The organism is Desulforamulus aeronauticus DSM 10349, from assembly GCF_900142375.1.
GTDB lineage: Bacteria > Bacillota > Desulfotomaculia > Desulfotomaculales > Desulfotomaculaceae > Desulfotomaculum > Desulfotomaculum aeronauticum.
In genome coordinates this window covers 95,059-121,878 of the sequence record NZ_FRAR01000004.1, presented here as the reverse complement: position 1 = coordinate 121,878, position 26,820 = coordinate 95,059, and the positions used below count along the sequence as shown (strand labels likewise).

Below are 26,820 nucleotides of genomic sequence, written 5' to 3'. Positions count from 1 at the left end.
ATAAATATTGTATTGTCTTTTCGTAAGTCCTATTATTTGGAGGTGCTGTTGTGCAGGAAAAGGAATTAATAATTATCGGCGGTGGACCAGCGGGCTATACCGCAGGTCTTTATGCAGCCAGGGCAGATATAGATGCAGTACTAATTGAAAGAGGAATGCCCGGTGGTCAGGCTGCAGCTACGGAATGGATTGAAAATTATCCTGGTTTTCCCGGTGGTATTGGTGGTATTGATCTGGCCATGAAGATGGATGAACAGGCACGTACCTTTGGTCTTTCTGTGCTAACTGAAGATGTAGAATCTGTCGAAAAACAGGATCGAGAATTTATTGTAAAGACCGGTCATTCCACCTTTAAAACCAAAACGGTCATTCTTGCCACAGGTTCTAAGCCTAGTTTTCTAGGGGTAGATGGAGAGCAAAAGTTTCATGGCCGAGGCGTTTCCTATTGTGCCACCTGCGACGGTGCCTTCTTCCGGGATAAAACCGTTGCTGTGGTAGGTGGTGGGGATGCTGCTGTGGAAGAAGCACTATTCCTTACCAAGTTTGCCGCCAAGGTGTATATCATTCACCGTCGGGATGAACTTAGGGCCACCAAACTCATTCAGAAACGTGCTATGGCTAATGAAAAGATTGAGTTCATCTGGCATTCAGTGGTGGATAAAGTGGTAGGAGAAGATAAAGTAGTAGCGGTTACGGTAAAGGATGTCCGCAGTGATGAACGTAAGGATACTCCGGTAGACGGTGTGTTTGTTTACGTAGGTACCCGGGCTAATTCCGATTTGATAAAGGATCTGGTAGAAACTGATTCCCGTGGGTACGTTTTAGTGAATAACAAAATGGAAACCGGTGTACCAGGACTCTATGTGGCCGGGGATATTTGCCAAAAACCCTTGCGCCAAGTGGTTACCGCGGTGTCTGACGGTGCCGTGGCAGCCATGGAAGTAGAAAAGTATTTAGCAGCTCAGGAATAAAGCAGTAAAACTTGACTTGTTTACTTTTGCCTGTGACCTTTAGGCTATGACTTATAGGGTACGCCAAGTCTTCTGAAAGCGAAAAAAATGCTGTATCTTGGGTTAGATACAGCAAGAAAGGGAGAGGAGATTAGGTTGAGAACTTCAACCTACCTTGGTAGTATATCCAAATTCATTAAAAATATAGTTGATTTTTTTAACACCACACATTGTTGTGGTGTTTTTTGTAGATAGATTAACACTTATCTGAAAAAGGTGCAGATTATTGAATTGTTCAATAATCTGCACCTTTGATTTAATATTTGAAGTGGTCGATTTCTTTTTTCATAGAACCAGCAACAGTATTTAATTCTTCCGCAGAGCTAGATAGTTCTTCAATTGCTGCTGATTGTTCCTGGGTGTAGGCCGCAATGCTTTCAGCACCGTCGGCGGTATCCTTGACTAAATTTGCAATGTGCTTGACTTCTAGCTCAATTTGGATGCTTTCATTCTGGATCATCTTGGCAGTTGAGGCCAAGGAAGAAACGCTGTCTGATGCACGTTGTGTTTTTTCTAAAATTTCTTCAAAAGCCCTCACAACATTGTTGGCATTGCCCTGGGAAGTAGCCAGACTAACTACGGTTTCAATGCCGGTTTTAATTTCTTTCACCAGTTGACCGATTTGGGTGGTGGCATCGGAACTTTGGGAAGCAAGTTTTCTTACCTCTTCGGCTACCACCGCAAAGCCTTTACCAGAATCTCCCGCCCTGGCCGCTTCAATGGCAGCATTAAGGGCTAGTAGATTCGTTTGTTCGGCAATGGAGCTAATGGTATCCACAATGGTATTAATTTGATTAGTTTTCTGACTTAAATTATTAATGGAGGAAGCCATGTTTTCTACTAATTGCTGACCGTTTTGGGCAGTATAAAAGGCTTGATCCGATGAACTTTGACTGTTTTCCAGGCCTTCCTGCATCTGTGTTAATTCCTGATTAATATTGGAAATAAAATTGCTCACTTCGCTAACCTTTTGTTTTTGATACAGGGTAGACTCCGCTATATTTTGTACCTTCATGGTAATATCGTTAGCAGCTGCTGCAGAGGTTTCAGAGATATCCCGGAAACGCTCAGAGGAGGAACTCAATTTTTCTACGTTCATATTTAATTTGGTTAACATCGATCTTAATTCCACAGCTAACTTACCAAAGGCAATGCCTAATTCATCGCTGCTATTTACCTGTTGGGTAAAATCCCCTTCATTAACCATTTTTACGTAGTGGTTAATGGGTTTCAAGATTCGACCAGTGATGAATGTTACAATTCCCAAAAGTAGAACCGAAATCAACAAGATGGCTTTCCAGGTATCGGTTTTTAACTTATTTGCCAGAACAAAGACTTCTTCCACCGGGCTGACGGCTGCGATGGACCAATCATTAATATTAGCCGGTTTGTAGTTAATAATTACCTTTTTACCATCTAAAAAGGTTTCATCAACACCGCTTTGTTGCTTGATCATCTTTTGAAATATTTGTTTAGTGTGTTCATCAAGATTCTTGTCTTGTAGGATATTTTCTTTTAAAAGCTTATTAGTATCCGGGTGACCAATTAACTCACCCTTTTTATTTAGCATAAAGGTATAACCATTTTGAGAAACTTTTTTATCAGTAACACGATCGGATATGTATTCCAGACGGATGAAGCCAACAATCACACCAATCTTTTCCCCGTTATCGGTAAAGATGGGCACACCTAAACCAATGATTTTACGTCCGGTACTGGTGGAAAAGGTGGCGTCGGCAATGACCGGCTTACCGGTTTCCCAGGGTGTTTTAAAATATTCTTTGTCAGCAATGCTTTTACCGTGGTGTTCGGCTCCTTCGGAGTGAGCAATTTCAATTCCTTGGGGATTACAGATTAGGATATGTGAGTATTGAGGGTTGTCTTTAATAAAGCGTTGAAAATAAGGTTCTGCTTGTAAATAATTCATAGACTTTACCAGGGGGCTATGAGACATTTCCAAAATCATTTTTTGTTCTGCCGATAAAACATCATTTAAATTAGTGCTTAGTAATTGTTGAGTTTGTGTTTCGTATTGCTTCTTTAATATTTGTTCTGCTTTGTTAATGCTGTAGAAAGAGTATCCTACTAAAGGAAGCAAGGTAATTAATAGGAAATAAACAATGAGCTTAGTTCGCAGACCTCCAGTTTTTGGCTGAACAATCGTAGACATTAACTTTCAACCCCTTGTGATAAAATGTATTTGCATTATTGTAAGACACGTGACAATATGACAATTTTACCAACTCTGGAATAATTAACTGTCATCTATGTGACATATTTAAGAGTCTGATTGGATATTAGGCAAAGTTGACACTTTTGTGTCATTGAAAATTCTACCAATCTTTCACAAAATAAAAATATACTTTAATTTCCTTTTACTGGAATACGATATGCTCTATGACAAGCAAATGGAAGGGGAGAAACATGATGAATAAGGCGCCTTGGATTAATGTGATTAACCGACTAGCCTATTTTATTCCCATTTACCTGCCTGAGGGTGATGGTACCAAAATTGTTGATGTTGCTGGCAATTATTATCATGACTTCCGCAACATTCGCAGCATTCGCAGCATTAAAAAATTTATTTGCCGTCATTTTATGGTAGACTATCAGGCTCTCAGGCAGCATTTTCAGAAGAGAGGTGGCAGTGGTTTCGCACCACTTGCCTTGGCTCCGGGCTATACAATGGTGGCGATCAAGACACGAGCAGCTCGGTGTTCCGGTGATCCTTGTTATGGTTTTATCAATGTAAATATAATTGAGACTATAGAGAAACAGGAAAAAGACGGAGCTAGATCAAGGCTGATATTAAGAAATGGTTGTCAACTACCCTGCATCAGCACCATCAAGACCATTCAAAATGCACTGTTGATGGCACGTGATCTGGAGATGAAAGGTACCTGCCGAGCGACAGATGCTACCCTAGCTGAATTATTATTGCGTTTTCTTAAACTGTATGAACAGGAAAAGAACGGTTTGTAGCGAATATTTTCATTAGTGTGACTTTTATTTAGCATACAAACTAAGGCTTTCAACTACTTGTACCCTATAGGTCATAACCTAAGGTCCCAGGCAGGCAAGTAAGCCAAGTTTTTCTAAGGAGGTTACCCGTTGAAACTATATGAGTATATGGGCAAAGATATCTTTCGTCGGGAAGGAATTCCGGTACCCCGGGGGCAGGCTTTTTTTAATTCGGCAGGTGTAGCAGATTTTGCAGCTTCTTTGCCTGCCATTGTTGTCAAAAGTCAGGTGCTGGCCGGAGGTAGGGGTAAAGCAGGTGGTATTAAATTTCCTGCTTCAGCCACTGAGACGGAGGTAGCAGCCCAGGAACTTTTGGCTACTGTAATTAGGGATTTGCCTGTACACGCAGTGCTGGTGGAAGAGAAATTAAAGATTGATCGAGAATACTATGTGGCTATCACGGTAGATGGTGGAAAACGTAAGCCCTTGGTAATTGCCTCTGCCCAAGGTGGAGTGGATATTGAAGAGGTAGCAGAGGAGCATATTGTTAAATTCCATGTAGATGTGCACGCCGGAATACAACCACATTTTGGGCGGGAAGTGGCTAGAAGAATGGGGCTACCTGCCGCAGAGAGTAAGCAATTTAGTGAGTTGCTGGTAAAAATGTATAATCTATTCCGCAAATATGATGCAGAGTTAGTAGAGATCAATCCCTTGGTTTTGAGTTCCGGTAAGCTAATCGCAGCAGATGCTAAGCTTACCATTGATGATGAGGCTGCTTTCCGTTACCCGGAATGGCTGCCCAGCGTGGAGGAACGTACTGAAAGGGAACTAAAGGCTGCGGCTATCGGCATTTCCTTTGTAGAACTGGATGGGGAAATTGGTGTGATGGCAAACGGTGCCGGTATTACCATGGCCACCTTGGATATCATCAATCACTTTGGCGGTAGTCCCCGTAACTTTATGGATGCCGGGGGCGGTGCCGGTACCGAAGCTACTGCCAAGGCTCTAGAAATTCTTTTGTCCACCAAACCAAAGACCATTGTGGTGAATATTTTCGGTGGCATTACCCGCTGTGATGATGTGGCCCGGGCCTTTGCTCAGGTAAAAGAAACCATTGGTATTCCGGTTCCCCTGGTGATCCGTCTGGTGGGCACCAATGAAGAGGCCGGAGTAGAGATTTTACGGCAGCAGGGTATGAGCGCCTACCGTAGTATTGATGAAGCAGTGGCCAAAGCAGTGGAACTGGCAGCCAAGGAGGCAGTGTAATGGCAATCATTATTGATACTAAGAGCGTTATTCTGGTGCAAGGTATTACCGGTAAGCAGGGGAATTTTCATACTTCCCAAATGCTGGCATATGGAGCGAGGGTGGCTGCCGGAGTGTCGCCTGGCAAAGGAGGCCAGGAGGTACACGGCGTGCCAGTGTTTGATACCGTGGCTCAGGCAATGGAGCAGTATCCCATTACCGCTTCGATCATCTTTATTCCGGCACCGGGGGTTAAGGATGCTGCCTTCGAAGCTATGTCTGCAGGTATTAAAACCTTAGTCATCATCACCGAACACGTGCCTCTGCACGATGAATTAGATATTATGGCCTACGCCGAAAAACATCAAGTTACCATAATAGGTCCAAATACCTTTGGTATCATTTCACCAGGACAGAGCAAAATGGGTATTATGCCTAACAGTATTTATACCCCCGGTCCGGTGGGAGTGGTAGCCCGCAGCGGAACCTTAAGCTATGAAATAGCCAATAACCTCACCCTGAGCGGACTGGGTCAATCCACCGTGGTGGGTCTGGGGGGTGATCGGGTGGTGGGTCTTTCCTTTACCGAAGTGTTGGCTAAATTTGAGCAAGACCCGACGACCAAAGTGGTGGTTTTGGTGGGAGAAATCGGTGGCAATGCAGAGGAAGAAGCATCGTTGTATATTAAAGAAATGACTAAACCTGTGGTAGCCTTCCTGGCAGGTAGTTCGGCACCTCCCGGCAAGCGCATGGGGCATGCCGGTGCTATCATCGAACGAGGCAAGGGGACCTTCCAAAGCAAGGTGGCAGCCTTGACCTTAGCCGGTGCGAAGGTAGCAGCACTGCCCTGGGAAGTAGCGGAGTTGGTGCGGGAAGCGTTGGGGGAGTAGAGTAAAGCAGACTGAGGGCTATCATTCAAAGCTTTTGAAAATATGTTTATGACTCTAAGCCATAAGCTTTTTAGGCAGTATTATGTAAATCCTTTTTGGAATAGCTATTTTTATGGAATAATAAGGCAATACTTACTTTGAATATAGTAAAGCCTAAGGCCTATAGTAGGAGCTGATTTGATGCGCATTACTTTCCTTGGTCACTCGGCGTTTCTTGTTGAAGTGAACAATATTACCATCGTCTTTGATCCTTTTCTTACCGGTAACCCGGTAGTACCAGCTAATGTAAACATTACAGCAGATTATATTCTGGTTAGTCATGGCCACAACGACCATTCGTCCGATGTTTTGACCTTGGCTAAACAGTCTGGCGGTACCGTAGTGGCTGTTTTTGAATTGGCCAATTACTGTACCCGTCAGGGGGCAAAGGCCCATGGCATGCACATCGGCGGTGCTCATGATTTTGGGCCTTTTCAGGTTAAGCTAACCCAGGCTCTGCACGGCAGCTCCCTAGGCGGTGATAACGGTCCGGCAGAATACTTGGGCAACCCTTGCGGTTTTCTAATTACTGCCAATGGTAAGACCCTGTATCACGCCGGAGATACCGGTCTATTTGGGGATATGGCTTTGCTTGGCCGATTGCACTCCATTGATTTAGCTTTGCTGCCCATTGGCGATAACTTTACCATGGGACCAGAGGATGCTCTGGAGGCCGTAAAAATGCTCCAACCTGGACAGGTGATACCGATGCACTATAACACTTTTCCCTTGATTACCCAGGACCCCTTTGCTTTTAAAAAGGTGGTGGAGGAGCAGACAACTTCCCGTGTATGTGTCCTTCAACCAGGGGAGACCTTTGATTTGACATAAACTTCTGGACTATGACCTATGGCTGACAGCCTTCAGCCATAGGTCATCAACCTATTGTATTCTCTCCAAATTAGGATTGTCGCAGACCTGGCGACCTACTTTAGCCATGGGCTGCCATTCATGATTAATTTTTACTCGTACAATATCCGCAGTGTAGTCACTGCTTTTACTATGAACACCGCAGTTTTCCAATAGGGAAGAACCCACGCCGTAAATATCTACCGGTACCCGAAGTTTTTCAAACTTTTTAATCTTTTCTGTATCAAAACCTCCGGTAACCACGATTTTCACTGATTCGCACCACTCTTTAGCCACTGCTTGGGCTGCATCAGTCAACTGCCACGCTAGGTAGGCTCCATCCATGGCTTTGCGTAGATTCCATACTAAGCGTGGATTAACCCCTAGATCAAGCTTCTCATCGCCCAGGGGCTCTACCGAAACGTCCCGCATACTGCCCGAGGTATCAGCCCGTACGGCAAAAAGCTTATACCCCATAGCCTCCTCGGATCTACCCTCGCGATAGTTCTCCCAGTACTTTTCAAACATTCTTTCCATAACCTTAAGGGTTTCCCCTACACAATCATTATGAAAGTCTATCAGGGCAATTCTCGGTACATCAACGGGCATAATCCTGGAAAACTGAATCATGGTTTCTGCTGTATCTCCCAGGAAGCAGGCAATGGAGGAATGGGCAATCGTGCCGCCGCCTTTACCGCCCCACCAATCCCCTTGGTCATCGGTGGAAATAAAGGGGGCAGAGCTTTTCTTATATTTATGATTATAAGCTTGTACTGCCAGGGAGTAAGCGTATCCATGCAGGGCTTGCAGCTTATAATGGGTAAACCGAGCTGGAAAAAAGAGAACATCCTTCCCTTGGGTAGCCTCCAAAACATTATAAACATTGGTAGCAATCCGAGTAGCCTCTGATAGGGCACCTAAAATAGGGGTCTCTAGTCTGGCAAAATCCCGATAACGGCCGCGAATTTTGAGTACCGGTTGTACTTCCAGCGGATCACCATGGTAGTAGGTTAAAGTTCCGTCTTGCACAGCTTCAATTTCCAATTGATGGTAAGTATTGACAAACTCCCGTTCTTGATAATATCCAGTACTTTCTTCCAAGATAGCCAAAGCTTCATCAACTCCGGCAACCAGGCTAAAGGGTCTCCGTCTGGTAAATATCTGCATTTCCACTTCCAGATCACCGGTATTGATCCCCTGAAATTGATAGCTTTCCTGAGAAAGGGCATGAAGTATCGTTTCTATATTTAAGAAATAGGCGTCGGTGTACCACCCCTGCCGCATTCTTTCCACATCGATGGCAAATAATTTTTTATCCAGCCTTTTACCGTTAAAGACACTCATTTTGCTCCCCCTAATAATGTTTTGACCCAATAAAGGTATTATATATAATTCCCTCTGAGATGGATATGATTTTACCTGCAGTATTTGCATAAAGGTGAAGAAAATACTAAACTAGCAAGCGACATTGAATAGTTTATTAGTGTATAGATTTTTGATGTGTTAAAGAGTGATTTGTGTCACCTTGTTTTTCAGACGATATAAAATATAATAGTGGTAAAAGCATAAAGAGGGGATTTATATGAGCAGACGACCCAAAATCAAAATTTCCGTTGTCGATAAAAAAGGAGAAGGGAATTGTCACCGAGGTCACCGCATTGGTGATGTCTTTGACTTTGATACAGACCGAGGCAAACTCTGTCCTCTGGCCATGCATGTATTATTTCCGATGATTGATATTTTAAGATACGGAGGCAGTTTTCCCTGGGCAGAAGATGAGGGAAGTGGGGTATTTTGCTGTCCAGATGTTAAAGTAATTAATGTATTTAAAATTGAAAAAGTATAAAATAGTGCTATAGCTGATTAGCTTAATTTTATAGTTTGGCAAGAAGTCCTTTTAAAAGAGCTTTAGATATTTGTTAGTTAATTAAACCGTAATAGAATATTATAAATTATAAAATCCAGCTTATAAGCTGGATTTTATAATTTATAATATTTATTCTTCCCACACCTTAACTTCTTTCATCTTAGTGCCTGGTTTAATCTGATCAACATGCTCCATACCTTCAACAACCTTGCCAAAGACCGTATGTACGCCATTTAAATGGGGCTGTGGCTCATAAACAATAAAGAATTGGCTGCCGCCAGTATCTTTACCAGCGTGGGCCATGGATAAGGAACCACGTTCGTGCTTATGGGGGTTGCCTGCAGTTTCACATTTAATGGTGTAGCCTGGACCACCAGTGCCGGTGCCGTGAGGGCAACCACCTTGGGCCACAAAGCCAGGAATTACACGGTGGAAGTTTAGACCGTTATAAAATCCTTCATTTGCCAGTTTTTCAAAGTTAGCTACAGTGCCAGGGGCTGCTTCATCGAAAAATTCAATTACAATCTTACCACCGTTTTCCAGTTCAATACTACCTTTTTTCAAAGTTAGAACCTCCTTGTCATGAGTTAGGATTATTTTACCATAGACGACTAAGATACGGCAAATATTGTAAACAAATCACGTTAAGATCTATCCTCAACTTGCATCGATTTAGCTAGGCGTAGTACTTCGGCGGTGCGTTGAGAGCGGGGAAGAGTGCCGGTGAGTTCCGCCAGAGCCAGTTCTTCTTTTACTTTATACCACAGCAAAACCTGGGGATGTAGGTCTGGTGCTCCTTCTGGGTTCCAACCGTCTATTTTGTGAACCTCTGCTTTGATCAGTGCTGGTCCCAGGGAATACTCTAAAACCTTAAGAGCATCTTGCAGTTGCTTTAACTCTTCCTGCATGACGAATCCTCCTTTGCGAAATTGCACAATTTTATTGGCATATCGGAGGATAAACCTTCGATATGCATAAAAGACTTGGCCTACCCTATAGGTCATAACCTAGTAGGTCTCAGGCCGGCAAGCCAAGTTTTTCTAACAATATTTATCATATAGCTTTCGCTGCTTCCTGTCAGCAGATATAATAAATTTATCAAACGCCCCCTCAGTGGTGGGTTCAATCCCCGACTGAGGGGGCGTTTGATAAAACGCTCGCGGCGCGATGCACTCAAAATGCGCCATGCAGGTGCTGAAGTGCCGCGTTTTGGCGCACAATTTGCGCAAACACTCATTGAGATATGGTATAAATATTTGGGGGTATATAAACGGATGTTGACCTTTGTGGCGATAGACTTGGAAACCACCGGGCTAGATCGTTGGCACGATGAAATCATAGAAATTGGTTTGGTTAGGGTAGAAGATGGTCAAGAGACAGAGACGTTCCAGTCCTTTCTTCAACCCAGTATTCCACTACCCGTAAGAATAAAACGTTTAACAGGCATTATGGATGAAGATTTAAAAGCTGCGCCTAACCTGATCGATGTTCAGGAGCAAATTCTGCAATTTATTGGTGATTTACCCCTGGTGGGTCACAATGTCCAATTTGACCGAGATTTCTTAGCCTCAGCTTGTAAGTGCCAAATTCCTAACCCCCTTTATGATACCCTAGAATTATCTAGGTATTTGTTGCCTGCTGCAGCTAACCATCGCCTGGGTGATTTGTGTAAACTCTTTGCCCTGGACCAGGAACAGCAACACCGTGCCTTGGCTGATGCGCAAAATTCTGCTAGATTGTTGATAAAACTACTTGAGCAATTAGAGGGTTTTGAACCGGAACTGGTTTGGCAAATGGGTCAACTATTAAAGCAGTCTGGTAGTCCTTGGTATGCATTTTTTCATACTCTGAGTAATGAACTTATTAAAAAGTTTCCCGATAGAAAAATTGCTCCTAAGCATCCCGGTGTTAAAATAGACCAAATTCCTGTCCGAGAACGTGTGCAGCATCAGCAAAGGCAAGCCATTTCTATAGAGGAATGTTTGCGGATTTTAGGTTCTGGAGGTTCCTTGGCTGCCACCTTGCCTCGGTTTTTGCATCGGCCCCAGCAATGTGACATGGTCACAACAGTGGTACAGGCCCTCAACGAAATGAAAACGGCAGTAGTAGAGGCAGGCACGGGTACCGGTAAGTCCTTGGCTTATTTAGTACCGGCAATCCTTTGGGCCAGGGAAAATGGGGAGCGTGTACTGGTAACCACGCATACCATTACCTTGCAGGAACAACTTTGGCAAAAGGATATTCCACTGCTTGCTAACCTACCGGAAATAGAAACTTACGCCGCTTTATTAAAGGGACGCAGTAATTACCTTTGCCTACGCCGTTGGAAAGCCGTAATCAATGAAGCTCAACATACTCCAGAAGAGGCTAGCTTTTTAACGAAAACCCTGGTTTGGTTAAATGAAACTAAGACCGGAGATAAAAGTGAGCTTTATATACCCTATCAGGAATTGGAATATTGGTATAGCATTTGTTCCGAGAGTGAGGGCTGTCTGGGGAATCGTTGCCGTCATTTTGGAGCAAGCTGTTTTTATAATGCTGCCAGAAAACGGGCCGAGCAGGCTGATGTAATCATTGTCAATCATTCCTTGCTGCTTAGTGATGCCAATGCCGATAACCACATTCTACCCACGTACGGACCTTTAATCGTGGATGAAGCACATCATCTGGAGAGTTGTGCCACAGAGCATTTGGGTTGCCAGTGTTCCCGCGTAGAATTGTTGCGTTGGCTTTCTGTTACTAGTAAGCTGTTAACCAAGTTAGAAAAGATTAGCTTAACCGAAGACCCAGAAAGCTGGGAAAAGAATCTCAATCAGTCCTTGGAGATACGACAAAGATGTCGGGAAACAGCCATTAGTTTCTTTGAGATGGTACTTCGCTGGCTGGAAAGTACCGCCGGCGGTGGTGAGGGCCGTCGTTCGTTGCGCTTTGGGGTTGATGGCAATTTGGATGGTGTAAAGTGCTTGCCACCAGCTGTAGATAGTGAGCTGGAAAACCTATTGTTTCAAATAAAGAGTTTAAGCCAAATCATGCGTCAGCTGGCAGATCGGCTGACAGATTGGTCTGCCTTCCGGGAGGACTTGCCAGGAACCGTCCGGGACTTACTCTCTGGCATCACCGCCGGGGAAGATATTATCCATAATCTGCAATGGATTTGCCGTAATCACCAGGACGATTATGTCTATTGGGTAGAGGGTGGTGGGGAACAAGCAGAGGTAGTACTACGCTCAGCCCCGGTGGAGGTGGGTCCCTTATTACACGCTAAGCTCCTTTCAGAACCCAGGCCAGTTATCTTAACCTCTGCCACCATGGCCGTTGATGGTCATTTTAAACATTTTATTAAAAACAACGGTTTAGATTTGCTTCCTCCTGATAGGCTTATTGAGAAGCTATTGGACTCTCCCTTTCATTACAATGAACAGGCATTATTGTGTGCTGCTAAAGACCTGCTTCAACCTGGCCCTGCCGGTGATAAAGAGTATTGTAATCAAGTAGCCCAGGCAGTTTTTGATATTTCCCTGGCAGCTCAGGGACGTACCTTGGTGTTGTTTACTTCTCACCGTATTTTAAGAGAGGTTTATCAACGATTAAAGGAACCCTTTGAAGGTGAAGATATTTGTTTATTGGGGCATGAATTAGATGGTAGCAGAAACCGCTTGGTAGAACAGTTTAAGGAAGGACACCGTACTGTACTGTTTGGTGCAGCTAGCTTTTGGGAGGGGGTCGATATACCGGGGAACTCACTATCCTGTGTCATTATCGTAAAACTGCCCTTCGCACCGCCTAACCACCCCGTACTAGAGGCAAAGGTTCAACGCATTAAACGACAGGGGCGCAATGCTTTTACGGAATACCAACTACCCCAGGCCATCATTAAATTTAAACAGGGTTTTGGCAGACTTATTCGAGATTCCCAGGACAGAGGGGCGGTGGTGGTGTTAGATAGCCGGTTGCTCGAAAAAAGGTACGGTATAAAAATTTTCAATTCTCTTCCTGTAAAAGAACATTTTAGAGGAAGTTGGCAAGAAACTGCCGAAAAAGTAAGATTTTGGTTAACACAAAAACAAGAATAATTTGGCATTCCCCTTTCCCTTCGACGGGTAGAATGTTACAATATAGTAATGCAAGCAGTAATAGAGTGATAGGGAGGTTCCCGATGAAGGGATGTCAACACATACCCAGCTTATTCACACTGGGAAATTTATTATTTGGAGTATTTGCTTTGGTACTGGCCCTGGATGCGCACTATATACAAGGTGGCTTAATGATACTGTTAGCAGGAGTTATGGATTATTTAGATGGAAAAGTAGCCCGGAAATTGCAAGTGTCTTCGGACTTCGGTAAAGAACTGGACTCCCTGGCGGATTTAGTTTCTTTTGGGGTAGCTCCGGCTGTTATAGCCTATGCTCTAAAGCTTTCGGATTGGGGCTATTGGGGCTTAGCCATTTCCTTAGCTTTTGTTATGTGTGGTGCGTTACGCTTGGCCCGTTTTAATGTAACTAACTTTAGTGGTAGCTTTATGGGTGTACCTATTACCGTCGCTGGCGGTATTGTTGCTCTTTTAATCATCGGGCTTGGTAATTTGCCGGCTCTGGTATTACCCGTGACTATGCTGCTGTTGTCTTATTTAATGGTAAGCAAAATTAAGATACCAAAGTTCTAAAAAGTCTCTGAGTTAAGTTATTTTTTTCTTTTTGTCGTCATATTGTTACACAGATGCACCAATAAAACCCCCCACTCGTACTATAGTAAGAATTCAAATATGAACAAGGGGTGATAGGAATGCGCGTGTACTTTGTACGGCTTCCCAATTTTTTACGATCATTGTTATTAAAAATTTGGAATTAGTTACAAGGCAGGCCTGTTGGCTTGCCTTGTACAATTTTGCTGGTAAAAAGATTACAATATTCTTATCAATATCTCTATTTAGAAGGAATCGTTGTAATCTTTGTCGTATTAACAAATTATAACAATTATGGTTGATAATTCAGGAGGGGCAGGTAATAGCAGTGACACGTAAACAAATGATAACCTTCGTGGGGATTTTGGTTGTTGCAATTACCCTTGCTCATTATGTTAGCATTACATTCCATTTTCAACCTTCAACAACGTATGGGTTGCATATATTATTAGCAGTAGGAGCCTCCGCTTGTTTCCTGGTTAAAGTGGGGCAAACAAAAACAGTGTCCAGATATGGTACGAAACATATTGTAAGGGATTTCCTTAATAATATTGATGCTGCGGTTATTGTTACGGATCTTGAAGGGAATATTACCATTATAAACAGCAAGGCCAGAGAAATCTGTGGCATAGGGCTAGACATTAATGTTAACATCAAGGAATTTTCTTCAGAAAGTGATAGCCCACTGCATTATCTGGCGCAGACATTAGTTGGTAGTCAAGTGTATCAAGAACATTATTTTACCTACCAAAATGGTGAAGATATTCAGTATTTTTATTTAAATTCCATTAGCCTCTTAAATGAAGCCGGACAACCCAGTGGAGCGATATTTGTGGCTTGGCCTACCTCCGAGCAGTCCTTTTTAGGTCGTCAAATAAGTCAATCTGGGAAACTTACTATGATAGGAGAATTAGCAGCGGGAACAGCTCATGAAATTCGCAATCCTTTAACCTCCGTTAGGGGTTTGATTCAAATTATGGATCAGCGTCTGTCTGACCAGGATCCAGCTAAGGAATACATTTCCGTCATAATACGAGAAATTGATCAAATTAACCATATTATTAAGGAGTTATTACTGCTGGCCCGACGAACTACTCCCAATTTAAGTTTTGCTTCTTTACCCGCTATGTTAGATTATATTTTGTCATTAATAGAAGGAGAAGCTGCTGGTAAAGGGATTACGCTTTATAAATATTTTCAGGAGGATTTACCTTTAATGGTTCTGGATGAAGATCAGGTAAAACAGGTATTTTGGCACTTAGCATCCAATGCTATCTATGCCATGCCTGGAGGGGGGCGCCTAACGGTAGCAGCCGTTTATAAAGAATCTCAAGGGCTGGTAGAGGTTAGTTTTACTGACACGGGGGTTGGCATTAGCAAAGAAAATATGTCGCGTATTTTCTTACCTTTTTTTACCACAAGGGCCGAAGGAACCGGGTTGGGGTTACCCGTTAGTTACCAAATTGTGGATAACCATGGTGGTAAACTTTCCGTTAAAACCGAAACAGGGAAAGGAAGTACCTTTACGGTAAAGCTACCGATGGTTAATTATAAAAAAACAAAGGCCTCTTAGAATCTAAGAGGCTAAGCCTACGCCAAGGGTGCCACCCAAACTACCAGCCACCGTAGTTAAGACCAATTTTCCAAAAGCTCCCATTAATAGTACTTGACTTGGTAAAAAGAAACCTACCAAGAGCCAGATGATGAAAAAAGTTGCTACTCCTACTCCTAAGCCGTTAAATAAACCTTTTGTGCCTGCTTTTTTAGCAGCATAGGCACCGCCCGAAGCAACACTAAGAAAAAGAATAATGGCTGATGCCCAAGGCATGGTGTTTTCGGAAAGACTGGTAAAGTAATATCCCAGTCCGGCCAGTGTACTTAAAAAGAAGGAAAGTCCCAAAGAAACCAAGGTGCCCCGGCAGATGGAGGAAAAATGTAGTACCGGTTTTCCGGGTGCTTCTGGTCCGCGAAGTGCCATATTTTTTACCTCCTTACACTATTTAACATATCTTTATGGATAATGCTTGCATTTTATGACAGAATTAAGGAGTTATGACGATGGATAATACTTTTACCTTATGTTATCAAATTGGAGATGCATTATATCTCAACATTACCAATCGCTGTTCCAATCGTTGTGCTTTTTGCATCCGAGATACTGACAACGGTGTTGGTTATCATCTTTGGTTGGACAAAGACCCCACTGCAGCAGAGATCCTGAACACCATAGATAATCCCGCTCAATACCGGGAAATTGTCTTTTGTGGTTATGGGGAGCCCTTAAGCCGTTTGGACGTGGTTAAAGAAGTAGCAGCCGTTTTGAAAGAACGGGGAGCACGTTCCATTCGGGTAAACACTAACGGACAAGCCAATCAGTATTACGGCAGAAATGTTGTCTCTGATTTAGTTGGCCTGGTGGATGTGATATCAATATCTTTAAATGCTCAAAACGCTGTCAGCTATATGGAGCTTTGCCATCCCCAAGGAGGGGAAGAGGCCTATTATGCCATGTTAGACTTTGCCCGGAAATGTGTGGGAGTGATTCCTAAAGTAATTTTGTCAGTGGTTGAATGGCCCGGTGTGGATGTGGAAGCCTGTCGGAGTATTGCCAAAAACCTGGGAGCAGAATTCAGACTAAGAAAATATACTGGATAGTTTACGACTACTATGGTGCATAGAAAAACCCCTCGGTTTTTAGAACCAAGGGGTTAGAGTTATTCTGCCAAAGGATTATCTCCGGTGCCTTGAGAACGATCTTTATTCTGATTGGTATTATAAAAATCATGTTCCCATTTGCCATCAACATTTACACGGGTGGCAGAACCAGTTGGTTCATAAACAAATTTTTTACCTGTATCATACTGCTTTTCTTCTTTGAGTTGATAGTCATTTTTCCTATCTTTATCCATGTGACATCCTCCTTGGTCAAATATAGATTTTATTTTGTTTTTTAGTTTTGCCTGGAGTTGTTTTGTTATACGCCAGCGGGAGAGACTAATAAAGGATATTAATTAAGATTTAAGCTAGGAGATTTATACCCCAACATAAGGGGTAGTTATAAAGGAGGAAGAGTAAATGGCAGACATTATCACCCTTAAGGTGGAAGGCATGAGTTGCAATCATTGTAAGATGGCCGTGGAAAAGGCAGTTCAGAAGGTAGCTGGTGTTCAGTCGGTGGAGGCTATACCCTCGGAAAACATAGTGAAAATTACTACCGATGACAGCGGCAATCTGGCAACCATTAAAGAAGCGATAATGGATGAAGGCTATACCGTTGTAGATTAAAGAACAAACCGTTGCTTTGCGGTTTCAGGCTGTCAAAGAACTCTCATTTTCAAAGGGAAAATGAGAGTTCTTCTTTGCAGGATCCTCCTCATCATTTCGCAAAGATTAAATAATTTTAATAACATAAGAATTATTAAAATGTAGAAACCTACTATAGATACATAAAAGAAAAGGTTTAGCAAACTTACTGTTACTAATAAACAAGAGGTGAAGGGTATGACCAATGAAATAAACCTGGTGGATGAGTATGATATTGCCATTGTTGGCTGCGGTCCGGCAGGGCTTTCCGCAGCTATTAACGCTGCTATTCGAAAAAAGAAAGTTGGCATCTTTGGTTCAGAATTTTGCAGCCCTAAACTACACCATGCACCGCATATCGATAATTATCTGGGTTTACCCGAAATGACCGGTGATGAACTACGTCAAAGGTTTTTGGCACACGTTAAGAAAATGGGTTTAAAGATTAAGGACAGCAAAGTAACGGGTATTTATCCGGCGGCTGATGGTTTTACCTTGCAATCCAGGGATACGTTTTATCAAACAAAGTCTGTTATCTTAGCTACCGGAGTCAACACTGTGAAGCCTATAGAAAAGGAGCTAGATTACCTGGGGCGAGGTGTTAGCTATTGTGCTACCTGCGATGGCCCACTGTATAAAGGGAAAAAGGTGATTGTTTTAGCCTACAATCGAGAAGGGTTGGAGGAAGCAAACTTTTTAGCAGAAATTGCCGAAGAAGTAATCGTAGTTTCCCAGGTGAAAGAGAACGATGCCCGGGGTATTCGTCTAGCTGAAAAGATTAAACAAATTCCGGGAAAACCCGTGGCTATCCTGGGAGAAATGTGGTCTACCGGGGTCAAACTCGAAGATCAGGAATTAAAGGCGGATGGCATCTTTATCATCCGAGAATCAGTCTTGCCAGACCAATTGGTACCTGGTCTTAATGTTAGCAACCAAGGTATTGTTATCAATCGAGAGTGTGCTACCAATATCCCAGGGGTATTTGCTGCCGGAGACTGTACCGGGCTGCCTTACCAATTAAGTAAAGCGGCCGGTGAGGGGCAGGTAGCTGCCTTACAGGCCGTAAAATATTTGGATGAACTGAAAAATAAGGCCAAAAAATTGGCTACAGTCTAAAAGAGAGAAGGCCCCCGGGCCTTCTCTCTTTTAGATTAACCTTTTTATCATCGGAAAATTTTCATCATCAAAGGCATAATGAACACCCGGCACAAAACCTTGCTTACCCCAAAAACCTACAGAATTATCCTTTGGATTTAGTGAATTGACTCTGGCTTCCAGAATGATAGATTGGCAGCCCATTTGCCGTAGTAACTGTTCTAAGAGTAGGTAAATTTTGCTACCTAGTTTTTGGCCTCGACAGCCTAAAGGCACTTGAAGAAAATAAATTTTTGCCTGAAGCTGTCCGCCACGGTCTTTTTTAAGGTCATAAATCAAATAAAAATTATCTTCTTCTAGATCGTTGTTGTGATTTAGAGAAGTTAGATACACACAATTTGGAAATAGTACATGATTCATAAAGCACAAAGGGTGACCCAATAGTTCTTGCAAAGAAAGTTGGAATGATGCTAATTCTGTGTTAGGAGCAGGCAATAGATCCATCAGTATCTACTCCTTTTCATTTGCTATGTTCTACTATATCACTCTCTTAGCTAATTAGGAACTACTGAGAGAAAATAATCGTGTTAAAAAATATTGTCAAAACACCAGGAGATTTGACAAACGAAATATGGAATAACTGGAAGGAAAAGTTAATTAGTACCAAGAAACAGTTCCTAGTAGATTTAAAAGGAGCGATGACTGATGCGGAAGAAGATAAATGCTTTTCAGATCATAGCTTCCCTGTGTGAAGTAGCCGGGGCAGGTAAAATAGCTCTTCGTTTTCTGGAAAAAGCCCTGCAGAATCAGCCAGACAGGGCAGACTTACATTTGCAGGCTAGCCGAGTGTTTTTAATGCTGGGGCAAATAGACCGGGCTGCATTGCATTGTAAAAAAGCTGCCGCAGGAATCGGAACGGGGAGTTTTATTTATTGGCTGAATCGTGCTGCCAACGGTGGAATTAAGAATAACCTCTGGGAGAAAGAAACGTATTTCGATCATCCAGAAGATCTCTCTACCATTCCCGAGGCTCCGGCAGAAGATAAAATCTCTCAGTTTAATAACAGCGGCCTGTGTCTTTTAGAAAACAACAGATTTCAAGAGGCTTTAACTTGTTTTGAACAGGCCATGTCTTTGGGCGGTCAAAATGCTGCGGTTTTATTCAATACGGGCCTAGCCCTAAGCAAATTAGGGAATCATCAAGAGGCTCTGGAATACTATTCCCAAGCCCAGGCCCTGGGATTTTCTACCCCAGAGCTATTAAATAACAAGGGGTATGCTTTATTTCATCTGCATCATTATGATGAAGCCCTGTCCTGTTACGAAGTGGCTCGACAGTTTCTACCCCAAGACCTGGGTTTGTTAAGTAACCTAGCCTCCTGTTATCATGTACTGGGTCGGGTAGAGGAAGCAGTTAACTGCTATCGCAGTGTCATTGCCACTTGTCCTGGAGATCCCACGTTGCACAATAACCTGGGGATTTGCCTGGAAAAAACCGCTGCTCCACAGGAAGCATTGGAGCATTACCAACAAGCTGTGGCTCTGTCACCTCAGTGCAGTACCTTTTTATTGAATTACGGACATTGTCTTCTTTCATTAGGACGCCTTGAGGATGCCTTTGATGTGGTGAGTAGGATCTTAGAGGGTGAACCGCATAATCATCAAGCCTGGGGCTTACGGGGAGAATTGCTAGCCGAACAGGGCAAGATGAGAGAAGCTGCCGAATGCTATGGCAGGGCTCTGGGGTTAGCAGGGTAATGCTGTTTCTGTACGATGATCACGATTACTTGTCCTTTTGCACAGTTTTGTGTTTAGCAAGAAACGGCATGCGATAGTAAGTTTGAATAATAAAACTGATAATTGGTTCCAGCAAAGGTGACGCTTTGTAAACCAGTAGGCTGGCAAGACCTGCAACGATAACACTGCCGAGTACATCGAAGGGGTAATGATGCCCCACAAAAATACGAGAAATTCCCGTTAAGATCGCGACAAAGAGCAATCTGGAACCTATTTTATGCTGGCGAATGAACACCCCTAACGCCAAAGCAAAGGCACCCGTCGTATGGTTACTTGGAAATGACGCATCTGCCGCGTGCTTTATCAATAAATGCACAGAATGGGCAACGAATGGCCGTGGCTCAAAGTATATTTGTGTAATAACAAAGTTGATAAACAGCCCCAGACAGCCAGTGATTGCTGCATAAATAACAATACGCATATATCGCTCATTGCGAAACCACATTAAAATTAAAATCAATGCATAAAAAAATATTGATTTTTGCGAAACAAAAACCATGAATCCATCCAGTATCGGGTACTCACCAGCCAAATCGTTAATAGCCTTAAATAATTGGTAGTTCATTTTCCTTCATCTGCCAGCCTCTCTCTTTATTATTTCTAAAAGTAAATAGTAAGCTAACTAACAGTATTACGTATTGTATGAAGATAAGGCAACTAAAGTAAAACAAAGGGAAATAAAGAAATTTAGAGCATACTCTTGGAATTAATAATAATGTTAATTATTTCGATATTTATTAAACAATTAGGCAGTAAACTAATTTTCTGTCATAGTAACCCTTCACGAATCATAAAATAAGAGATAAGCTTAGATTAAGAACAACAACTAAAGCAGCGCACTTGTAGCAATAACGACTAAGAGTATCCCACTTAGGATGGTTCCGAATTGCCCAATGGTGAAAGAGCCAATACGAATAGCTGCTACTTTACCACCTAAAGCAACCCCCGCCCAGACGGTTATAAAACTACCAATTGCGGCAGCTAAAGAGATGACAAATGGAGATAAGCCAAGTAAACCTGCACCTAATCCGTTAGTGAGTGCATTAACGGAGAGAGCAATTCCTAGAATAATGGCTTCAGCCAATCCAATGTCTCCGGACTTATCGACATCGGCTTTTTCCGGGTATTCCAGTATTTCCGTAAAGGCCTTGATAGGTTTCTCGTCACTAGTAACTTCTTGAGAAATTCTTTGTTTGCGTGGGGCTGCCAATAAAATAATTCGGATACCGATTACGAATAGGAAGAAGGCACCTGCTAGAATTGGAAATATTCCGGGTAAAACCTTTGAAAGCCATTGTCCGAAGAAAATACCTGTTGCACTAAAAAGAAAACAAATAATGGCCACTAGAAAATTAGAGGATAAACCAATACGAATGCCACGGATACCATAAGATATCCCCACCCCTAAATTATCAATACTTGATGCAAGAGCAAAACCCAAGATAATAAGCCAGGTCATTCTACAACCACTCCTCATTAGTTTTGTGCCATTCTATTGAGAGTGTTGAGAAATCGTGCAAAGGATGTTGAAAAAAATTCAACATCCTTATTCATTATTCGATGAAGGAGTGAATGGGCTATGTCTGAAGCTGGAAAAGGGCGGAGTATTGGTTTATTGCTAAAGAGACTGCTCAAGGAACGGTCGCTATCAATGCGTAAACTTAGTACATTGACGGGAATTGATACAGCAACCATTTCACGTATTGCAAATGGCAAGCAACGGGCAAAACCTGATCACCTAAAAAAAATTGCCGTCCATCTTGATGTCCCGGTAGAAAGGCTAATGAAAGATGCCGGTATAGATTTTGGAATAGAGCGGGATGAACGATATTCGAAAATACAAGAGACAATGGATATTATTCAAGGGGTTCTTGTTCCAGCAAATTTGCTTGATCAACAATTTTCCTTGGAGCGAGTTCAGCAGGAATTAACCAAGTATGAGCAATATGCGTTAACCGAGGAAGGCAAGAAAATCATCTTCGAAAAATTTCATTCTAAAGTTGAACAAGTAAGTGGCGCGGGACCATTCATTGATCACTTAAAACATATGTATGTGCTATTTTCTAAAGAGGATATTACAACGGAAGAATGCGCCATACTGGGGAGTGCATTACTCTATTTTATTTTGTCAGCAGATATCATTCCCGATTATATTTTTCCAATTGGTTATCTAGACGATGCTATAGCTGTACAACTTGTCTTAAACAGGCTTGCTCAAAGAGATAAAAATACGTAACCAAATGATGTGGATTTATAAGATTATGGTTGAGACAGAAAGTATTAATTTTAATAGAAATAATTGAGAACCTGGATGGTTTTAAGTAGATCAGTATTCGCCATAGACCAGGTTTTTTATTTTTGTTAAAAAAATTATTGTTTTGGCAGGGGAATAAGAGATAGAAGAGAAATAAGTAAAGTTTGGAGCCGGGAGAAATACTATCTTTAAGGAGGACGATGCATGTACGAATTGACAGTAAAAAGCAGATTCTCCGCTGCCCATAGTCTTTGCGGTTATCCCGGTGATTGCGCCCGTTTGCACGGTCACACATGGACCGTTGAGGTAAAAGTCTGCGGTCATGACTTAGACCAACTTGGTATGGTAGTGGACTTTAAGGATATTAAGAGGCAATTATCCCGCATCATCGACCAATTAGATCACAGCTTTTTAAATGACCTGCCCGGATTTGGTCCAGAGGGTCTCAATCCCACTGCGGAAAACCTGTCCTATTACATTTATCAGTCTCTGGCAAAACCAGTGGCGGAGCTGCGGCCGGGGATAAAATTAAAAGAGATCTCTGTATGGGAATCACCGGATGCTTATGCTACCTATCGGGAGGGTTCATCTTGTGAGTAGTGTGGTATTATTATCTGGAGGGTTGGACTCCACCGTTAACCTGGCCTATGCCCTTACCGAAGGAAGCGTAAAACTAGCCCTAACCGTGAATTACGGCCAACTGGCTGCACAGCAAGAAATAGAGGCGGCAGGCCGTTTAGCCAAGCACTATGGTATAGCACACCAAATCATCGAATTGCCCTGGCTGCAGCGAATCACCAACACAGCTTTGGTAAACCAGGAACAACTGCTGCCGGAACCTTCTGGAGATGCGTTGGATCAATATGAGCAAGCCCGTCAAACAGCCGCGGCAGTTTGGGTGCCTAATCGTAACGGTTTGTTTGTCAATATCGCTGCTTGCTTTGCCGAGAACTTACATTGTCATCGGGTGATAACAGGCTTTAATCGGGAAGAAGCAGCTACTTTCCCAGACAATACTCCCGAATTTACCCAGGCAGCTACTGCTGCCATGAAATATTCTACGGCTAATCAGGTAGAGGTGGTAAGTTATACGGCTCGGCTGGATAAGAAGGAAATTGTTGCGTTGGGACAACGTTTGGGGGTACCCTGGGAACTGGTGTGGAGTTGCTATCGGGGAGGAGATGCCATGTGCGGCAAATGTGAAAGCTGCCAGCGTCTGATCCGGGCCTTTCGTTATCTCAACGTAGATTTGCCAGCTTCTTTGCCTAAAGCAGGGGAGGGGGATTCTTTATGCTGATATACACTGTGCCGAAGTCATTAAAATATGATGGCAGGCAACTTAGTTCATTATTTGCCTTTCGGAACTATGGCTTACAAGGTGACAGCCTAGTGCTCTTCCGAGGGGAGTGTCAGGTGGATCTCACGGAAATGGTGGATTTAGCAGATGTCCGGGCCAATGCTCCCATTTATAGCGAGGATATGCTGCATTTTATTATTGAACACTTCGAACAAGACCTGGAAAAGACAGTGGTACGACAGCGACTATTCATTGCTATCATTAAGGATATACTGCAGGAAAAAACTGGCACCCTCTTTACCCGCCAAGGAGACGACTTGTATCTAGAGGGGAATAAACTTTCTGTTTCCATCGCCACCGCCAGTCCGGTATCTACCATGATTCATACCGGCCTTAATGTTTCCTCGCAAAATACTCCTGTGCCAACAGTAGGACTTTGGGACCTAGGGGTTACAGACTCGGCTGTTCTTTCCCTTGGTCAAGCCATTGCCGAGGCCTATGTGCAGGAAACCACCAGCATTCGCTTGGCTCGCTGCAAGGTTAGGGGGGTTGGCTAATGCCACAGACCTACCTGCAGGAAATTTTCTCCTCAGTACAGGGAGAAGGACCCTATGTGGGATGTCGACAAATTTTTATACGCTTTGCCGGGTGTAACTGGTCCTGTGCCTTTTGTGATACCCCGAGCAATGAAAAGCCCGAAGTCTTTACCATCGAGAATTCACCCGGCCAACGGGATTTTACGACCCATACCAATCCAATGAGTGCCGAAGCGTTATCTGCCATTCTGAAAGAACGCTACAAAATAACGGAGCATCATTCAATCAGCTTTACCGGTGGCGAACCTTTATTGCAAACAGAGTTTTTAGCTACGCTAATCCCCTTCATCAAAGGAACAAGGCAGGGGATTTATCTGGAAACTAACGGCACTTTGCCAGAGAAATTAGCCAATATTATTGATTCTATAGATATTGTTAGTATGGATATCAAACTGCAGAGTTCCACGGGTATCGTAACACCCTGGGATCTGCATCATCGTTTTTTGCAGGTAGCTGCGCAAAGAAAGGTTTATGTAAAAATCGTGATCACATCAGAGACGGCTGTCAAAGAAATCCAAAGAGCTGCGGAACTTATTGGCCGTGTAGATTCAGGCATTGAGTTGGTGTTACAACCGGTTACCCCAAAGGGTGGTTGCCAAATCCCTGCTGTTGATCAAATCCTAAAATTACAACAAATAGCCCTTGACCACTTAGCAAACGTACGAGTGATCCCACAAACACATCTTATGATGGGGCAGCTATAGAGGAGTTGATGACAATTTTTGACCTACCAAAGATCGAACAAGCAGTCCGTATGATTTTAGAAGCTATTGGTGAAGATCCTGAGCGCGAAGGGTTAGTGGAAACACCTGCCCGGGTGGCTAAGATGTACCAGGAAATTTTTGCCGGATTACAAGAGGACCCGGAAGAACATCTGGGCAAAATCTTTGCTGAAGACCACGAAGAAATGGTGCTAGTAAAGGATATCCGACTGTTTAGTATGTGTGAACATCATTTAATTCCCTTTATTGGCAAAGCCCACGTTTGTTACATCCCGAGGAATGGCAAGGTAACGGGTTTATCCAAACTGGCCAGATTAGTCAACGGCTATGCCCGTCGTCCTCAACTACAGGAGAGGTTAACCAAGCAAATTGCCGATGCCATTATGAAAAAGCTTAATCCCTATGGTGTGATGGTCGTGGTTGAGGCGGAGCATCTATGTATGTCCATGCGAGGCGTCAGATCACCGGGGGCTACAACCGTTACTTCTGCGGTGAGGGGTATTTTTAAAAAGCATGAATCCTCTCGGGCAGAAGCACTCAGACTAATTACCAAAGGCGAGTTATAAAAAGTGGAGGAGAAATCTGTGAGTTTGGAACATAAGAAAGAGGGTAAATTAGAGTTAATTGCTCAAAAGAGTTTTGCCCCCTACCCAGAAATGTATAAAGTAGTGGATTATCTTAACAGAACCTTGAAAGAAAAAGATGTAATTTTTGGCCTAACCAAAGATAAAGATGGCAAAATGACCATTTCAATATATGAAACATAGGCTGGCCAACCAATATTTATTGAGATTAAGGAGGCCCTATGCGGATACTTATTTCCAATGACGACGGTATCTATGCCGATGGTATCGGGGAATTAAGAAAGGCCATGGAGGAAATTGCCGACGAAGTATATGTAGTAGCTCCGGATCGCGAAAGAAGTGCCTGTGGACACGGCATAACGGTAACCCGTCCCCTGCGTGCCAAGGTTCATCCTTTTAAATCGGATAAGACCAAAGGATGGAAAGTGGACGGTACACCAGCAGATTGTGTCAAATTAGGGTTAGAAGCCATAATGGAAAATCCGCCGGATTTAGTGGTCTCCGGTATTAATTTGGGACCTAATCTGGGTAGCGATGTATTATACTCCGGCACGGTTTCTGCAGCAGTGGAGGCAGTAATCAATCATGTACCAGCCATCGCTGTCTCCTTAGCCGACTGGCAGGACTTAGATTACCAAGCAGCAGCAGCTTTTATGAAGGAGCTTGTTCCCTTGGTGCTGGCTAACCCTCTGGAACCAGGGGTTTTATTAAATGTCAATGTACCCAATCAGTACGATGGCCGAGGGGTGAAGATTACTCGTTTAGCTCGTCGTAGATATGTGGAGTGCTTTGACAAGCGAGTAGATCCCAGGGGAAATATATATTTTTGGATGGTGGGAAAACCTCATAATTTAGATGAAGATGACCCGCAAACGGATGTAGCTGCTGTTAGGGATGGCTTTATTTCCGTCACTCCCATGCACTTGGATTTAACCTATTATAATTTTCAAAAGAAAATGGCCGGCTGGTTGCCGACCCATTCATAGATTTCTGTTTAAGCTCTCTATTTTAGAGGGCTTTTTTATTTAGGTAAGTTGGTTGGCTCTTTCTAAAGCGATTTTAACAAAATTACCGCATTGGCGGGAAGTTAAATTACCATAGTCACTATGCTCCCCTTCAATTAAACCCTCAACGCCTTGCTGCCTTGCTGCAAAGTGTTTCATTTGCCAGTTCATTACCTTATCTCTTCCCATGATAAAATCCTCCCTTAATAAAATTTTTTACCAAATTACTCGTTTACCGCTTCATCCGTTTTTGATTATAGCGGGAAACCTGCATTTGGCATATGCATCGAAACCTGCCTACGGAACAAGGTTCAGGGAAAACCACCAGGAAAGTGTAAGGATAAAAATATATTTTGTCCTTACGTTAGACTTAGTATGTGAGCATTTTTAAGAAAATATTTTACTAAGATTTTGGCGTTAAAACCAAATTTAATTTTTAATTTGTAGCATACTTAATTTTTTTGTAAAATTACTTATATAAAGAATGGAATTGACATTCCTATGGTAAGGATAAGTTGACATAATCAATACTGATATGCAGATTCTACTAGCTAATAAGACCAAAGAGATTCTAGTTTTATAGATTCTTGAGTATGCCAAGTCACTAAAGCTCATTGGTTATT

The 26,820-nt window shown here is 42.9% G+C and carries 31 protein-coding genes; 21 read left to right on the top strand and 10 right to left on the bottom strand.

Annotation, left to right across the window (positions count from 1 at the left end; genetic code table 11):
* The first annotated feature begins 50 nt into the window (after positions 1-50).
* Complete coding sequence (gene trxB, locus BUA78_RS00580) at positions 51-971, top strand: thioredoxin-disulfide reductase (protein ID WP_072910337.1); 921 nt, start codon at positions 51-53, stop codon at positions 969-971.
* A gap of 295 nt (positions 972-1,266) precedes the next feature.
* On the opposite strand, the gene BUA78_RS00575 is transcribed toward trxB, so the two are convergent.
* On the bottom strand, positions 1,267-3,180 hold the full coding sequence (locus BUA78_RS00575) for a methyl-accepting chemotaxis protein (protein WP_072910336.1): 1,914 nt from the start codon (positions 3,178-3,180) through the stop codon (positions 1,267-1,269).
* A 254-nt stretch (positions 3,181-3,434) separates the two neighbouring features.
* On the opposite strand from BUA78_RS00575, the gene BUA78_RS00570 reads away from it, so the two are divergent.
* From BUA78_RS00570 to BUA78_RS00555, 4 genes are all read left to right on the top strand, one after another.
* Entirely contained in the window at positions 3,435-3,992 is a 558-nt protein-coding gene (locus tag BUA78_RS00570; protein WP_175548939.1) for a hypothetical protein, read from the top strand.
* A 129-nt stretch (positions 3,993-4,121) separates the two neighbouring features.
* Complete coding sequence (sucC, locus tag BUA78_RS00565; RefSeq protein ID WP_072910334.1) at positions 4,122-5,240, top strand: ADP-forming succinate--CoA ligase subunit beta; 1,119 nt, start codon at positions 4,122-4,124, stop codon at positions 5,238-5,240.
* On the top strand, positions 5,240-6,109 hold the full coding sequence (sucD, locus tag BUA78_RS00560; protein ID WP_072910333.1) for a succinate--CoA ligase subunit alpha: 870 nt from the start codon (positions 5,240-5,242) through the stop codon (positions 6,107-6,109). The genes sucC and sucD overlap by 1 nt, the downstream gene beginning before the upstream one ends.
* A 180-nt stretch (positions 6,110-6,289) precedes the next feature.
* Positions 6,290-6,979 carry a metal-dependent hydrolase gene (locus tag BUA78_RS00555; RefSeq protein ID WP_072910332.1) on the top strand — a complete coding sequence of 230 codons (690 nt, stop codon included), beginning with the start codon at positions 6,290-6,292 and terminating at the stop codon, positions 6,977-6,979.
* A 51-nt stretch (positions 6,980-7,030) separates the two neighbouring features.
* Here BUA78_RS00555 and BUA78_RS00550 read toward each other — a convergent pair whose 3' ends face one another.
* A complete protein-coding gene (locus BUA78_RS00550) occupies positions 7,031-8,341 on the bottom strand; it encodes a nicotinate phosphoribosyltransferase (protein WP_072910331.1) in 1,311 nt (436 codons plus the stop codon).
* Between the two features lie 238 nt (positions 8,342-8,579).
* Here BUA78_RS00550 and BUA78_RS00545 point away from each other — a divergent pair, with 238 nt between their 5' ends.
* A complete protein-coding gene (locus BUA78_RS00545; RefSeq protein WP_072910330.1) occupies positions 8,580-8,843 on the top strand; it encodes a TIGR04076 family protein in 264 nt (87 codons plus the stop codon).
* Between the two features lie 150 nt (positions 8,844-8,993).
* Here the strand turns inward: BUA78_RS00545 and BUA78_RS00540 are convergent, their stop codons facing one another.
* The gene (locus BUA78_RS00540) at positions 8,994-9,428 is read right to left on the bottom strand and encodes a peptidylprolyl isomerase (RefSeq protein WP_072910329.1); all 435 of its coding nucleotides are present in this window, start codon (positions 9,426-9,428) and stop codon (positions 8,994-8,996) included.
* 80 nt (positions 9,429-9,508) lie between these two features.
* Positions 9,509-9,772, bottom strand: coding sequence for a hypothetical protein (locus BUA78_RS00535; protein ID WP_072910328.1), 264 nt, complete (start codon positions 9,770-9,772; stop codon positions 9,509-9,511).
* Between the two features lie 237 nt (positions 9,773-10,009).
* Here BUA78_RS00535 and BUA78_RS00530 point away from each other — a divergent pair, with 237 nt between their 5' ends.
* From BUA78_RS00530 to BUA78_RS00520, 3 genes are all read left to right on the top strand, one after another.
* Positions 10,010-12,937 (top strand): helicase C-terminal domain-containing protein, encoded by a 2,928-nt coding sequence (locus BUA78_RS00530; protein WP_238456672.1) that lies wholly within the window; start codon positions 10,010-10,012, stop codon positions 12,935-12,937.
* Between the two features lie 83 nt (positions 12,938-13,020).
* Positions 13,021-13,527: a CDP-diacylglycerol--serine O-phosphatidyltransferase gene (pssA, locus tag BUA78_RS00525; protein ID WP_072910326.1), complete on the top strand. Its 507-nt coding sequence runs from the start codon at positions 13,021-13,023 to the stop codon at positions 13,525-13,527.
* A 346-nt stretch (positions 13,528-13,873) separates the two neighbouring features.
* Positions 13,874-15,118 (top strand): two-component system sensor histidine kinase NtrB, encoded by a 1,245-nt coding sequence (locus BUA78_RS00520; RefSeq protein ID WP_139257206.1) that lies wholly within the window; start codon positions 13,874-13,876, stop codon positions 15,116-15,118.
* A gap of 3 nt (positions 15,119-15,121) precedes the next feature.
* Here the strand turns inward: BUA78_RS00520 and BUA78_RS00515 are convergent, their stop codons facing one another.
* A complete protein-coding gene (locus tag BUA78_RS00515; RefSeq protein WP_072910324.1) occupies positions 15,122-15,523 on the bottom strand; it encodes a TIGR04086 family membrane protein in 402 nt (133 codons plus the stop codon).
* Between the two features lie 80 nt (positions 15,524-15,603).
* Here BUA78_RS00515 and BUA78_RS00510 point away from each other — a divergent pair, with 80 nt between their 5' ends.
* Positions 15,604-16,200 (top strand): TatD family nuclease-associated radical SAM protein, encoded by a 597-nt coding sequence (locus tag BUA78_RS00510; RefSeq protein WP_072910323.1) that lies wholly within the window; start codon positions 15,604-15,606, stop codon positions 16,198-16,200.
* A 59-nt stretch (positions 16,201-16,259) separates the two neighbouring features.
* On the opposite strand, the gene BUA78_RS00505 is transcribed toward BUA78_RS00510, so the two are convergent.
* A complete protein-coding gene (locus BUA78_RS00505) occupies positions 16,260-16,454 on the bottom strand; it encodes an LAS seventeen-binding protein 3 (protein ID WP_072910322.1) in 195 nt (64 codons plus the stop codon).
* Between the two features lie 166 nt (positions 16,455-16,620).
* Between BUA78_RS00505 and BUA78_RS00500 the strand changes: the two genes are divergently transcribed.
* Together BUA78_RS00500 and BUA78_RS00495 are read left to right on the top strand one after the other, a co-directional pair.
* Positions 16,621-16,830 carry a cation transporter gene (locus BUA78_RS00500; protein ID WP_072910321.1) on the top strand — a complete coding sequence of 70 codons (210 nt, stop codon included), beginning with the start codon at positions 16,621-16,623 and terminating at the stop codon, positions 16,828-16,830.
* 216 nt (positions 16,831-17,046) lie between these two features.
* Positions 17,047-17,964 (top strand): NAD(P)/FAD-dependent oxidoreductase, encoded by a 918-nt coding sequence (locus BUA78_RS00495; protein ID WP_072910320.1) that lies wholly within the window; start codon positions 17,047-17,049, stop codon positions 17,962-17,964.
* A gap of 30 nt (positions 17,965-17,994) precedes the next feature.
* On the opposite strand, the gene BUA78_RS00490 is transcribed toward BUA78_RS00495, so the two are convergent.
* Positions 17,995-18,447: a GNAT family N-acetyltransferase gene (locus tag BUA78_RS00490; protein ID WP_238456671.1), complete on the bottom strand. Its 453-nt coding sequence runs from the start codon at positions 18,445-18,447 to the stop codon at positions 17,995-17,997.
* Positions 18,448-18,648: 201 nt separating this feature from the next.
* Between BUA78_RS00490 and BUA78_RS00485 the strand changes: the two genes are divergently transcribed.
* Positions 18,649-19,701, top strand: coding sequence for a tetratricopeptide repeat protein (locus BUA78_RS00485; RefSeq protein WP_072910318.1), 1,053 nt, complete (start codon positions 18,649-18,651; stop codon positions 19,699-19,701).
* A 25-nt stretch (positions 19,702-19,726) separates the two neighbouring features.
* On the opposite strand, the gene BUA78_RS00480 is transcribed toward BUA78_RS00485, so the two are convergent.
* Complete coding sequence (locus tag BUA78_RS00480) at positions 19,727-20,305, bottom strand: undecaprenyl-diphosphatase (RefSeq protein WP_072910317.1); 579 nt, start codon at positions 20,303-20,305, stop codon at positions 19,727-19,729.
* Positions 20,306-20,566: 261 nt separating this feature from the next.
* On the bottom strand, positions 20,567-21,199 hold the full coding sequence (gene ytaF / locus BUA78_RS00475; RefSeq protein ID WP_072910316.1) for a sporulation membrane protein YtaF: 633 nt from the start codon (positions 21,197-21,199) through the stop codon (positions 20,567-20,569).
* A gap of 120 nt (positions 21,200-21,319) precedes the next feature.
* Here ytaF and BUA78_RS00470 point away from each other — a divergent pair, with 120 nt between their 5' ends.
* The 8 genes from BUA78_RS00470 to surE all read left to right on the top strand — a co-directional run bounded on the left by BUA78_RS00470 (position 21,320) and on the right by surE (position 26,179).
* Entirely contained in the window at positions 21,320-21,976 is a 657-nt protein-coding gene (locus BUA78_RS00470; protein ID WP_072910315.1) for a helix-turn-helix domain-containing protein, read from the top strand.
* 222 nt (positions 21,977-22,198) lie between these two features.
* On the top strand, positions 22,199-22,594 hold the full coding sequence (queD, locus tag BUA78_RS00465) for a 6-carboxytetrahydropterin synthase QueD (RefSeq protein WP_072910314.1): 396 nt from the start codon (positions 22,199-22,201) through the stop codon (positions 22,592-22,594).
* Positions 22,587-23,291: a 7-cyano-7-deazaguanine synthase QueC gene (queC, locus tag BUA78_RS00460; protein ID WP_072910313.1), complete on the top strand. Its 705-nt coding sequence runs from the start codon at positions 22,587-22,589 to the stop codon at positions 23,289-23,291. The genes queD and queC overlap by 8 nt, the downstream gene beginning before the upstream one ends.
* Positions 23,285-23,848 (top strand): DUF366 family protein, encoded by a 564-nt coding sequence (locus BUA78_RS00455; protein ID WP_072910312.1) that lies wholly within the window; start codon positions 23,285-23,287, stop codon positions 23,846-23,848. Before queC ends, BUA78_RS00455 begins: the two co-directional genes overlap by 7 nt.
* Positions 23,848-24,591 (top strand): 7-carboxy-7-deazaguanine synthase QueE, encoded by a 744-nt coding sequence (locus BUA78_RS00450; protein WP_072910311.1) that lies wholly within the window; start codon positions 23,848-23,850, stop codon positions 24,589-24,591. Before BUA78_RS00455 ends, BUA78_RS00450 begins: the two co-directional genes overlap by 1 nt.
* A gap of 14 nt (positions 24,592-24,605) precedes the next feature.
* Positions 24,606-25,175: a GTP cyclohydrolase I FolE gene (gene folE / locus BUA78_RS00445; protein WP_072910473.1), complete on the top strand. Its 570-nt coding sequence runs from the start codon at positions 24,606-24,608 to the stop codon at positions 25,173-25,175.
* An 18-nt stretch (positions 25,176-25,193) separates the two neighbouring features.
* Positions 25,194-25,376, top strand: coding sequence for a YpmA family protein (locus BUA78_RS00440; RefSeq protein WP_175548938.1), 183 nt, complete (start codon positions 25,194-25,196; stop codon positions 25,374-25,376).
* Between the two features lie 38 nt (positions 25,377-25,414).
* The gene (surE, locus tag BUA78_RS00435; RefSeq protein WP_072910310.1) at positions 25,415-26,179 is read left to right on the top strand and encodes a 5'/3'-nucleotidase SurE; all 765 of its coding nucleotides are present in this window, start codon (positions 25,415-25,417) and stop codon (positions 26,177-26,179) included.
* A gap of 39 nt (positions 26,180-26,218) precedes the next feature.
* On the opposite strand, the gene BUA78_RS00430 is transcribed toward surE, so the two are convergent.
* A complete protein-coding gene (locus BUA78_RS00430; protein ID WP_072910309.1) occupies positions 26,219-26,386 on the bottom strand; it encodes an alpha/beta-type small acid-soluble spore protein in 168 nt (55 codons plus the stop codon).
* Between the last annotated feature and the right edge of the window lie 434 nt (positions 26,387-26,820).